This is a genomic window from Spirillospora sp. NPDC000708, assembly GCF_040299565.1.
In the GTDB taxonomy this organism is placed as follows: Bacteria; Actinomycetota; Actinomycetes; order Streptosporangiales; family Streptosporangiaceae; genus Spirillospora.
The window spans coordinates 1-1,014 of sequence record NZ_JBEPCJ010000262.1; the positions used below are offsets into that span (position 1 = coordinate 1).

Here is a 1,014-nt window from a genome sequence, read left to right on the forward strand (position 1 = left end):
TGCAATTTCACGTAAATACTCACACTTAACTGGGCTTTTCGCGTATATTCCTGCTTGAGTCAGTCGTATATTTTCTATGAACAAATTGGATAAGACATGTCCTAGCATCGCACCAGCCGTAGGTTTGTGGTGGTCAATCTCTGCTTTATCAAGTTCTTTAGCATATTTTTCATCAATCATTAATTTAGTCATCATTTTTTTCCTTTATTCAATTTATAGTGGTATCTTTCCTGGTATAAATCACACAACAGTTACTTTGCTACTCAAAACAGGATATCCAAGTTTCTCAACCTTGCTGATAAGTTCATCAGTACTGACAACATTTTCGTCAAATTCTGCTTTAACTTTTGATGCATTGAAAAGTACTTTTGCATTTGCTACGCCTTTAGTTGTAGTCATTGCAGCTTCGATTTTTGCCATACAAGATGGGCAGCTTAATTCATTGAGTCTCATAATTACTTTTGACATAAGATTTACCTCTTTCTCTTTCTTTATAAATTAATTATAGCTCGTCAGTACTAACAAAAAATTGATATCTATCAAGAATAACAGTTTTATTTTTTTATCTACAAAATGATAAAATTTCTCAACTCTCTTTTTTAACGCTGAATAACCTGATATGAGGAGCGTAAAGTAGCATCAACTAGAGTCTACCGAGACGGTCCGCGGAACGGTGTTTAAATTATTCCCTAATTTTGCCTGTATAAAATTAAAAGATCAAATCCATTAGTCACTTTTTGTAAGCGTCCTTCATCCATAAAATGTTTGAAGTGCTCTGAAAACGACATATACCTTCTTACCTGATAATCCTCCTATCTAGTAAATGTGCGAGTTTCCCTTTTTTAAATAATTGTCATTTGGAACTCACTATCTATTTTTATAAAAAAGTTATATTGAGATAGCTATCAAAGCTTTTAAATAAGTTCAAATCCCTAACTTGCTACATTGCCTGCGATAGTCTACTTCACGACCTCAAATTCAATCTCGTATTGAACGTCCCTATTAGCAACGAAA

2 protein-coding genes are annotated in these 1,014 nt (G+C 33.3%); both read right to left on the minus strand.

Annotated elements, in window-relative coordinates; genetic code table 11:
- Nucleotides 1–195, minus strand: a 195-nt coding sequence (locus ABT299_RS52870) for a hypothetical protein (RefSeq protein WP_500255504.1), incomplete at its 3' end; no start/stop codon positions are given.
- Nucleotides 196–240: 45 nt separating this feature from the next.
- Nucleotides 241–468: a heavy-metal-associated domain-containing protein gene (locus ABT299_RS52875; RefSeq protein WP_047686754.1), complete on the minus strand. Its 228-nt coding sequence runs from the start codon at nt 466–468 to the stop codon at nt 241–243.
- Between the last annotated feature and the right edge of the window lie 546 nt (nt 469–1,014).